Consider the following 8,881-nt stretch of genomic DNA (forward strand, 5'->3'; position numbering starts at 1 on the left):
ACCGATGGCCTGCCGTGGCCGGCGACACAACGGCAGGGACCGGACGGCAGCACCATATCCATCCTCACTCTCATCTCGACCGGGCCCGCATGGAGGCGATCGAGCAGCAAGACTCTGATGATTGTGGCTGGAGGAGGTAGGGGTGTCCTTGTCCGACCGCTTCCTCCAGGCCGCTCCGAACTCGGCGGTTCGCGGTACCGAACAGGCGGGTCGGGTCGGCTCCGGCCATCGCCCCGTGGCGATGGGAGGAACTTCACCGCCTTGACGTCGAACGCGAGGCGCTGACGCTCGAGCGAGCCAGCGAACCCGCCGATGCCACAGAGTGCGCCGGGCCATCGCAGCCTTGACGTGCATTCCTTCCTATCCGCTGATCAGGCCACACCACACCCATCTCGATCCCGATTGATTTGGTCTGACCAAAGACCGGCGACGCAAGCGCCGCCTCGATCTCAATCCCGCAACGTCCGGCGCCAGCCTTTTTCCGCCGCCTTCGGCTTTGCATCGCGAGGCAAAAAGGCCGTCGCCGGCCGCCCTCCATTGCATTCCGGCCCCAAGGGGTGCGGGCCGATCGTCCCCGGTCCATCGACCATCATCGAGATCGCGATGGCCGCGGTCCGATCAGCAGAAGGAAACCACGACATGGCGACGATCGGCACTTTCTCTTGCACCGAGAACGGCTACAGCGGCTCGGTCAAGACCCTCACCCTCAACGTCAAGTCGGTGAAGTTCGTCCCCGTCGAGGGCGACAACCAGAAGGGTCCGGACTACCGCGTGTTCACCGGCACGACCGAGTTCGGGGCGGCCTGGAGGAAGCGGTCGGACAAGGGCAACGACTACCTCTCGGTCAAGCTCGACGACCCGTCCTTCCCGGCTCCGATCTATGCGAGCCTGGTCGAGGCCGAAGGCGGGGATCTGGCGCTGATCTGGTCGCGCCGCCGCGCCGCCGACTGACACCGGCCACCGGCGAGGCCCCGCGCAAGCGGGGCTTCGTCATGCTCATCTCCGCCGCCGCCATCCGAAAAGACGGAGCGCTGCGCGCGCTTTGTCGTGATCGGGTGCGGCTTGCGCCTTCCCGATCCGGAGGGGAAGCCAAGGGACCTTGTCCCTTTCTCCCCTCAAATGCCGCCTGTTGCAGAGCAGGGCCGCGGCCTCGCAGAGCGGCCGATCACCCCGGCCTGATCGACATCGTCATCTGCTCCGCTCGTCTCGCAGCCCGGCTCCGCGCGCCGGCATGTGCCCCTCCCATCCCGCGCGCTCTCGCGCCCCCGGAAGGCATGCCGGGGGACATGCCTTCGGCATCGACGGGAAAGGAACAGGACAATGAACCTCATCAGCAGCAGCCAGAGCCGGCAGGCGGTCAATGGCGGCTTCCGCGTGGACATCTCACGCGGCGAGCGCATCGGTCGCGTGTCGTCGGAATGGTTTTCGCGCCCGGACGACGAGCGCTATCTGTCCCTCACCGGGCTCTACGACGCCGTGAAGGCGCGTGCGGATCGCGCCAAGGCCCGCACCGTGGAGAGCCGCGCCGTGCGCGTGGAGGCGAGCCGGGAGAATGCGGAGCGGCTTTCGCTCATCGTGCCCGGACAGGAGCAGCCCGTCGCCCCGACGCATTGGAGTTTCGGGCAGTTGTGCAGCCTCGTCGGCGCGCCCGCGACCTATATGCGCCAGCTTCCCGCGCCGCTCGCGGGCATCAACCTGCAACATGGATTGCTGTCGCACCGCGCCGAGCTTGTGAAGACGCTGGAGACGGAGGACGGCCGCGTCGAGCTTCGCGCCGTGACTGGCCCGGATTACGGCCGCATCTGGGATCATGAGCTTGTCGCCGCCGTGATGAAGATCGCGGGCAACGGCACGGGCGACACGCTCTGGAAGGTGCCGGGCGTGCTGGACTGGGCGACCATGACGCACAATCCCTTCGTGGACGTCACGAAGGACACCACCACACTGTATGCCAGCGACCGCGACGTCTTCCTCTTCCTGGTCGACGACACGCACCCCATTGAAGCCGGACGCCTGCCCAACGGAGAACCGGATTTGTATTTCCGAGGCTTCTATGCCTGGAACAGCGAAGTCGGGTCGAAGACCCTCGGCATCGCCTCTTTCTATCTTCGCGCGGTCTGCATGAACCGCAACCTCTGGGGCTGCGAGAACTTCGAGGAAATCACGATCCGGCACAGCAAGTTCGCAGCTCAGCGCTTCGCCCATGAGGCGGCGCCCGCGTTGACGAGCTTCGCCCATTCCTCGCCCGCCCCGTTCGTCGCCGGGATCAAGGCGGCGCGGGAGCGCATCGTCGCCCGCACCGACGAGGAGCGCGAGAGCTTCCTGCGCAAGCGGGGGTTCAGCAAGGCCGAGACCGGCCGGATCATCGAGACCGTCCTTTCCGAGGAAGGCCGCCCGCCCGAGAGCATCTTCGATTTCGTGCAGGGCATGACGGCGCATGCCCGCGCCAAGGCCCATCAGGACAGCCGCCTTGAACTGGAGGGGAAGGCCAGGACCTTGCTGGAGAAGGCGGCATAGTCGGCAAGGCTGCGCAACCGGGCATCCGGTTGCGCGGCCTTCAGGCTTTCAGCATCTGGACTTTCCCGCCGATCCGGAAATCCGGATCGGCGGCGCGGTCGCGCCTCATCGGCACGGCCGCCGCTCGCCGGGCTGCGCCCGGCTCGCGATGCGAAGGGCATCAGAGCCGCGACCCGGATCATGCCATGACACGAAGAGGGGAACGACCATCCGATTCTTCATTCGTCAGACGCTGGCCGGACATCGATCCTTCTTTTTGTTCCCTTACGTGCCTGATCACGGGCCGGTCGCCTCAGCAGGTCCGCGGCTTCCACACCGAGGGAACGAGCGAGCCTGTCGACGACATCGATGCCTGCCGCATAGACGCTTCGCTCAAGCGCGCTGATGTAGGTGCGGTCGATCCGTGCGCGATGGGCAAGCTCCTCCTGCGACAAGCCTCGCGCCTGCCGAAGCGTCCTCAGATTCAGCGCCAGTACCTCTCGTATTTCCATGCGCGGGAGAGCACGCGCTTGTAGAGTATCTCACCACGGAGTATTCTCGACAAACCTACGGGACGCCCAGAATGGAGTCCCCTCGCGGTCCACCCTTCTCGTCGCGATAGCCTAGGGGCGGCCGCAAGCGCGAGGGTCGGAGGGCCGGCAAGCCTGATCTGCAGTACGTAAATGCGGCATTGGAGACCGGCGGAATGCGCCTCAGAATCCGATTGCAGACACTGGCATCTGGCATTACGCGCGATCAGATCGCGGCCCGCGACAAGCAATGCGATCGCCGTCTAGGCGAGCCAGCCAATGATTGAGCCGTTCGAGGACGTAGCCCCGTCCGGTCGACACCTGACCGAATACGACAGGAAGCACGTCAAGCTGTACGCCCGCCTTCTCGATGCCGAGGCCGATGGCGCCGACTGGCAGGAAGCGGTCGAAGTGCTGTTCGGAATCGACCCGGCCCGTGAGCCCGATCGGGCGTGGCCGGTTTACGACAGCCATCTCCGCCGCGCCCACTGGATGACGCAAAGCGGCTATCGCCAGCTCTTGCTTGGTCGTTGCAACTAATTATAAATAAAAGGATATTTTGCGGTGGCGATGCATCTTTTGCATCGCGCCATGCTGCCGCCCAAGCTTCCGTCGCCCGTCGTGCCCGGAAATCATCTTCCGCTCGACTTTCGAGTCAAGGGAGGCGGAGGATGCGGCCCGACACTTCTCGCTGGCGAGACAACGACAGCTACGACTACTTCGACAACCTCTCGCCCGAAGGGTTGGCGTGGGAATGCTTGCGCCGGCAGACACCCTATCAACGTCAGTATCGGGCCCTCACCACCGCTCGGAAGGAAACCGCGCCGCTTCCCTTGGAGGATCAGCGGCGGTGGGGGCTGCGATTTCCCCGCGCGGCCGAGCTTGTCCGCCCTCGCCCAAGCGGTCTTCTGGTCGCCCGTAGCCGTTCCGTCCGTGCTGACGATTGCGGCGGTCCCCGACCATCTGCCCTGGATGTCGACCGCGGCCCTCCCGGATCTCGAAGCGGTCAGGGACGCCCCTGAGGGCGTCTACGCATTCTGCCCGGCGGAAGAGCCCATCCAGTTGCTCTTCCTTCCCGGCAGCGACCGCCGTGCCCTCGTCGCCCTCGTTCCGATCGACCTCGATCTGCTCGATCGGATCGACGCTCTGACGCGCTTCTGGCGCATCCTGCACGGCCGCAGGCCCCTGGCCGACACGCGGCTGACGCGCCAGCAGCGCCGGCGTCTGCGCCTGATGCTTCAGGCGGTCGACGGACACATGAGGGGCGCGACCTATCGCGAAATCGCCATAGCGATCTACGGCGAGACACGCGTTGCCGCCGATCCATGGAAGACCTCGCCACTGCGCGATTCCGTCATCGGGCTGGTCGGGGGCGGCCTCGCCATGGTCGCCGGCGGTTATCTGAACCTGCTTCGTCATCGCCGCCGATCCTAGCTCGGAAGCTCCCGCGCCAGGGGTGGGGATTTTAGCCCCCTTAAATTCCCCATCCCCCCTGTCGCGCTCCCTCCGCCACCGTGATCGCCATCCGTCGCTCCTCCTCAGCGGCGGCCTGCAAGCTCACGGAGGCCCGATCCATGCCACACGCACCCGTCGTTCTGCCGCCGCGCTACCTGCGCACCAAGGAGGCTGCCGAGTTTCTGAGCCTTTCGGCCCGGACGCTCGAGAAGCACCGCACCTACGGAACCGGCCCGGCCTATCGCAAGCTCGGCGGTCGCGTCGTCTACGCGATCGACGACCTCGATACCTGGGCCGGGCGCGGGGCCGTCACCTCGACCTCGGACCCGCGCGGCTCCGTCCTGCCGGCCAAGCGCCATGCCGACATCGTGCCGGCCGCCCACGGCATCGCGCGCCGCTATCGCTGAGGCGCGTGCAGAATGCCTCGCCGCCGTCTCACCGCTTCCAGCGAGCGCAACACCCTCGACCCATTCGTCGTGGCGACGGGCGATGCGAAGCCGCGAGACCAGCGCGATCTCATGGAACGGCCGTTCTTCTCGCTGGCCAAGGCCAAGCGTGTCGTGCCGATCCTCTACGAGGCGGGAGACGTCCGCGTCGAGGTCCTCGCCGTGCAGCAGCACGGCATGGCGACCATCTGGGATGCCGACGTCCTGATCTGGGCCGCAAGCCAGATCGTCGAGGCCGAGAACCTCGGCCTGAGGACCTCGCGCTTCCTCCGGTTCACGCCCTACCAGCTTCTCACCGCCATCGGCCGGGAGACCGGCGCGCGCGACTACAAGCTCCTGAAGGGCGCGCTCACCCGTCTCCAGTCCACCGTCATCCGCACCAACATCCGGCACGGTGAGAACTGGCGACGGCACCAGTTCTCCTGGATCAACGAATGGGAGGAACTCACCCGCGCCGACGGCCGCGTCGAAGGCATGGAGTTCGTCCTGCCCGACTGGTTCTACCGCGGCGTCGTCGACCGCTCGCTGGTTCTCACCATCGATCCGGCCTATTTCCGGCTGAGCGGCGGGATCGAGCGCTGGCTGTACCGCGTTGCGCGCAAGCATGCGGGCCGCCAGCCTGGCGGCTGGCTCTTCGACGTCCCGCATCTCCACGAGAAATCCGGCAGCCTGGCGCGCGTCTCCGACTTCGCGCTCCAGCTCCGCCGCATCGTCCTGCGCCAGCCGCTGCCCGGCTACCGCCTGCGGATCGAGCGCGACGGCGGCCGGGAGCTGTTGGGAATCCGTCCATCCACAGCCCCTGTGGACAAGGCTGTGGAAACGCTCGGGACTTCGCACGCAGGGCTATCGGGATTTCGCACGCAGACGGTATCGGGACTTCGCACGCACGAATCGCAGTTAAGACTCTGGCCCGAAACAGCGATTCCGGCCCTTAACTTAGAATCTAATACAGAATCTAACTTTTCTGGGACCGCGCGTGATGTGGACAACATCGGAAGCGGATGCCTCGACACATCCGATGTGGCCTCCGATGACTCTATGCGGGATACGTCTTTCCGTAAATCCGCTTCTACGGCCGACGATACTTCACGTGCCCGGATGGCATCCCGATCCCGCAGGCCGGGAGGGGCGTCATGATCGTCGCGCTCCTCAACCAGAAGGGCGGCGTCGGCAAGACAACGCTGGCGCTGCATCTCGCCGGAGCCTGGGCAGGGAAGGGAAAGCGCGTCACGCTGATCGACGCCGACCCGCAGGGCTCGGCCCTCGACTGGTCACAGCAGCGCTCGCGCGAGCGCCTGCCCCGGCTCTTCGGCGTCGTCGGCCTGGCGCGCGACACGCTGCATCGTGAGGCGCCCGAGCTGGCGCGCGACGTCGATCACGTCGTCATCGACGGCCCGCCGCGCGTGGCCGGCCTCATGCGCTCCGCACTGCTCGCCGCCGACCTCGTCCTGATCCCCGTGCAGCCCTCGCCGTTCGACGGCTGGGCCTCGGCCGAGATGCTCTCCCTCCTTGCGGAGGCCCGCATCTACCGGCCCCAGCTCGCGGCCCGGTTCGTGCTCAACCGCTGCGGCGCCCGCACCGTCATCGCCCGCGAGACGGCCGAGACGCTGGCCGACCACGATCCGCCCGTACTCGCCGCCACCATCGGTCAGCGCGTCGTCTTCGCCGACGCCGCGCAGTCAGGCCGGCTCGCCTCCGAGATCGACGGCGACAGCTCGGCCGCGCGCGAGATCACGGCGCTCACCACCGAGATCGAACGGCTTCGCATCGGGAGGATCGCGCCATGACGATCCTCACCGGCGATTGCCGCGACCTCATGCCAGGGCACGGCCCGTTCGACATGATCGTCGCCGATCCGCCCTACGGCGACACGTCGCTCGCCTGGGATCGGCGCGTCGACGGCTGGCTGACGCTTGCCCAGGCGGCCCTCGCGCCGACCGGTTCGGTATGGGTCTTCGGTTCGCTGCGCAGCTTCATGGGGACCGCCGATCGCTTCGCCGATGCCGGCCTGCGCCTGGCCCAGGAGATCGTCTGGGAGAAGCAGAACGGCACGGGCTTCCATGCGGACCGCTTCAAGCGCGTGCATGAACTGGCCGTCCAGTTCTATCCCGCCGGGTCTGCGTGGCGCGACGTCTACAACGACGTCCAGACCACGCCGGATGCGACCGCACGGACGGCCCGGCGGAGGCAGCGTCCTCTCCATACCGGCCGGATCGATACCGGCCACTACGTCAGCCATGACGGCGGCCCCCGCCTCATGCGTTCGGTCATCTACCTGCGCAACTGCCACGGCCGCGCGATCCATCCGACCGAGAAACCGTCCGCGCTCCTCGAAATCCTGATCCGCACGAGTTGCCCGCCCGGTGGCCTTGTCGGCGACTGGTTCGCCGGCTCGGGCTCCGCCGGCGAAGCCTGCCGGCTCTCCGGCCGTCGCTATCTCGGCTGCGAGATCGACGCCGGCATGGCCGAACGCGCCCGCGCCCGCATCGCATCCGTGCTGCCGTTCCACCACGGCGGCGCGTCATGACGGCCCGCACGGACAAGCGTGGCTTCACGATGCGCCCGGCCGATCCCGGCGACTGGATCAAGGCGGGCGACATGCCGGCCGGACGCACCGGCACGGCCGCGATCCACACCGCACGACTCACCATCGACGTCACGCCCGAGCTGCGCGGCCGCATCAAGGTCGCCGCCTTCCGGCGCGGGATCACGGTCGCCGACATGCTGCGCGACCTGCTCGCCCGCGAATTTCCAGCCACCGAAGGAGACGCGCCATGACCGGCACCGCGAGCCAGCCCATGCGCGGCCGTCCGCTGCCGGACGAGCTCGCACCCTTCACCACCTCCGTCGAGCTGACGTGGCGGAAGAAGAGGATCGAGCACTGGATCAGATTCGGCCGCAAAAGCTTCGAGCAGATCCTCGACCGGCACCGCAGCGTCGTCGGCTTTGCGCCGGATTCCATATTCGCCTTCGTGCGCTGGGCCTCGAACGGGTTCGGCACCATCGTCTCGCGCGTCGACATCGTGCGGGCCGTCGGGCGCGGCGAGCCGTTCCAGACGCTGCCCTTCGTGCGCCCGGGGGGCGACATCCTGCTGAAGCTCCATGACTGGCCGAGGGTCGAGCACGTGCTCCGGGTCATCGACGCGATCGAAGCCCTCGGCATCGATCCCTGCGATGTCGCCCCCGACCATTGGCGTCATGTCCATCACCGGATCGGCGTTGGCGAGGCGCCGGGCGCCTACACGGTGGCACGCCATGAAGCCTGGCTGAAGCGCAGGAACATCGTGCCGTGACGCGCGCCGCTCTCATCCTCACGACGGCGCTCGCGGCGGCCGGCGTGGGCTATCCGGCGCTCGTACCCATGCCGATCAAGCTGATCTGGAACGCCTCCGCCAGCGCGCCGATCGGGCTCTTTGAGATCAACCCCGACGACTCCTTCGGTGTGTCCGATCTTGTCGCGGTCGATGCGCCCGAACCGCTCGCGATCTTCCTCGCCGAGCGCGGCTATCTGCCGAGGGGTGTGCCGCTCCTGAAGCGCGTCCTCGCGGCTCCCGGGCAGACGGTCTGCCGGACCGGCCTCGTCATCACCGTCGACAATATAACGGTCGGCGCTGCGCTGGAGCGCGATCGCGCCGGCCGCGACCTGCCCGTCTGGCAGGGCTGCAAGCTCATCCCGGCCGGCGAGGTCTTCCTCATGAACCCGCAGGTCCGCGACAGTCTCGACGGTCGCTACTTCGGCCTTTTCTCCGCCGACCGGATCATCGGGCGCGCCGTCCCCCTGTGGACCGACGAGGCTGGCGACGGTCGCTTCCAGTGGCGCGCCCCGACGCGCTGATCCTCTCCACCACCCTGCAATCGAAGGAGATCTCCATGGCCAATATCGGTGCGTTCCGGAAGACCGGGACCGGCTATTCCGGCCGCATCCGCACGCTCGTCATCGACGCGGAACTGGTG

The 8,881-nt window shown here is 67.3% G+C and carries 13 protein-coding genes; 12 read left to right on the forward strand and 1 reads right to left on the reverse strand.

All coding sequences use genetic code 11. The features are described from left to right. Positions 1-639: 639 nt before the first annotated feature. On the forward strand, positions 640-951 hold the full coding sequence (locus PKD06_RS16930) for a DUF736 domain-containing protein (RefSeq protein WP_324382166.1): 312 nt from the start codon (positions 640-642) through the stop codon (positions 949-951). A gap of 369 nt (positions 952-1,320) precedes the next feature. Beyond that, positions 1,321-2,517, forward strand: a complete 1,197-nt coding sequence (locus PKD06_RS16935) for a DUF932 domain-containing protein (RefSeq protein WP_324382168.1) — start codon at positions 1,321-1,323, stop codon at positions 2,515-2,517. Positions 2,518-2,735: 218 nt separating this feature from the next. On the opposite strand, the gene PKD06_RS16940 is transcribed toward PKD06_RS16935, so the two are convergent. After that, the gene (locus PKD06_RS16940; protein ID WP_324382170.1) at positions 2,736-3,008 is read right to left on the reverse strand and encodes a helix-turn-helix transcriptional regulator; all 273 of its coding nucleotides are present in this window, start codon (positions 3,006-3,008) and stop codon (positions 2,736-2,738) included. 297 nt (positions 3,009-3,305) lie between these two features. Here PKD06_RS16940 and PKD06_RS16945 point away from each other — a divergent pair, with 297 nt between their 5' ends. The 10 genes from PKD06_RS16945 (at position 3,306) to PKD06_RS16990 (ending at position 8,762) form a co-directional block, all read left to right on the forward strand. After that, the gene (locus tag PKD06_RS16945; protein WP_324382172.1) at positions 3,306-3,566 is read left to right on the forward strand and encodes a DUF2285 domain-containing protein; all 261 of its coding nucleotides are present in this window, start codon (positions 3,306-3,308) and stop codon (positions 3,564-3,566) included. 131 nt (positions 3,567-3,697) lie between these two features. Then, the gene (locus PKD06_RS16950; RefSeq protein WP_324382174.1) at positions 3,698-4,048 is read left to right on the forward strand and encodes a DUF6499 domain-containing protein; all 351 of its coding nucleotides are present in this window, start codon (positions 3,698-3,700) and stop codon (positions 4,046-4,048) included. Beyond that, the gene (locus PKD06_RS16955) at positions 3,999-4,460 is read left to right on the forward strand and encodes a DUF2285 domain-containing protein (protein ID WP_324382176.1); all 462 of its coding nucleotides are present in this window, start codon (positions 3,999-4,001) and stop codon (positions 4,458-4,460) included. Before PKD06_RS16950 ends, PKD06_RS16955 begins: the two co-directional genes overlap by 50 nt. 140 nt (positions 4,461-4,600) lie before the next feature. Then, on the forward strand, positions 4,601-4,888 hold the full coding sequence (locus PKD06_RS16960) for a helix-turn-helix domain-containing protein (protein WP_324382178.1): 288 nt from the start codon (positions 4,601-4,603) through the stop codon (positions 4,886-4,888). A gap of 12 nt (positions 4,889-4,900) precedes the next feature. Then, a complete protein-coding gene (locus PKD06_RS16965; protein WP_324382181.1) occupies positions 4,901-6,064 on the forward strand; it encodes a replication initiator protein A in 1,164 nt (387 codons plus the stop codon). Next, entirely contained in the window at positions 6,061-6,714 is a 654-nt protein-coding gene (gene parA / locus PKD06_RS16970; protein ID WP_324382183.1) for a ParA family partition ATPase, read from the forward strand. Before PKD06_RS16965 ends, parA begins: the two co-directional genes overlap by 4 nt. Beyond that, complete coding sequence (locus tag PKD06_RS16975; protein WP_324382185.1) at positions 6,711-7,454, forward strand: site-specific DNA-methyltransferase; 744 nt, start codon at positions 6,711-6,713, stop codon at positions 7,452-7,454. Before parA ends, PKD06_RS16975 begins: the two co-directional genes overlap by 4 nt. Next, complete coding sequence (locus tag PKD06_RS16980; protein ID WP_324382187.1) at positions 7,451-7,705, forward strand: hypothetical protein; 255 nt, start codon at positions 7,451-7,453, stop codon at positions 7,703-7,705. The genes PKD06_RS16975 and PKD06_RS16980 overlap by 4 nt, the downstream gene beginning before the upstream one ends. Further along, a complete protein-coding gene (locus tag PKD06_RS16985) occupies positions 7,702-8,220 on the forward strand; it encodes a DUF2840 domain-containing protein (protein ID WP_324382189.1) in 519 nt (172 codons plus the stop codon). The genes PKD06_RS16980 and PKD06_RS16985 overlap by 4 nt, the downstream gene beginning before the upstream one ends. Then, positions 8,217-8,762 carry a S26 family signal peptidase gene (locus PKD06_RS16990; protein ID WP_324382191.1) on the forward strand — a complete coding sequence of 182 codons (546 nt, stop codon included), beginning with the start codon at positions 8,217-8,219 and terminating at the stop codon, positions 8,760-8,762. The genes PKD06_RS16985 and PKD06_RS16990 overlap by 4 nt, the downstream gene beginning before the upstream one ends. Positions 8,763-8,881: the final 119 nt, after the last annotated feature.

It is taken from the genome of Enterovirga sp. (assembly GCF_035325185.1).
Taxonomy (GTDB): Bacteria; Pseudomonadota; Alphaproteobacteria; order Rhizobiales; family Beijerinckiaceae; genus Enterovirga.